Origin of the sequence: Pedobacter fastidiosus (assembly GCF_014306625.1) — a bacterium.
In the GTDB taxonomy this organism is placed as follows: Bacteria; Bacteroidota; Bacteroidia; order Sphingobacteriales; family Sphingobacteriaceae; genus Pedobacter; species Pedobacter fastidiosus.
Genome location: NZ_JACRYL010000035.1, coordinates 1 through 565 on the forward strand (window position 1 = coordinate 1; position 565 = coordinate 565).

Genomic DNA, 565 nt, shown 5'->3' on the forward strand with positions numbered 1-565 from the left:
TGGAATATTTATTCAATATTGATCGATAAAAATATTTTTTGAACATATGCTCGTCCCATCGGGACGTTTGCTGGGTAGAAAATAATAAATGCGTGTTTTCGTTCCATAGGAACGTTTTTATTAATATTTAACAATCGTGCATTTGAAACAATCCAATAAACAATGGGGATTTTAGAACATACGCTCGTCCGATAAAAACGTTTGCTGGGTATAATGGGGGGAATATATTTTTTTTCATTCCCTAGGAATATTTGATCGATATCGAAGGATAATTCATTTTAAATAATCCAACCAGCGATACGAATTTTGAATACGATCGTCCCATCTGGACGTTTGATCAATATTTAGCAATCATACATTTGAAATAATCCGATAAACAATGGGAATTTTAGAACATACGCTCGTTCCATCGGGGCGTTTGCTGGTTAGAAAATAATAAATATGTTTTTTTCGTTCCATATGAACGTTTAATTAATATTTAACAATCATGCATTTGAAACAATCCAATAAACAATGGGGATTTTAGAACATACGCTCGTCCGATAAAAACGTTTGCTGGGTATAA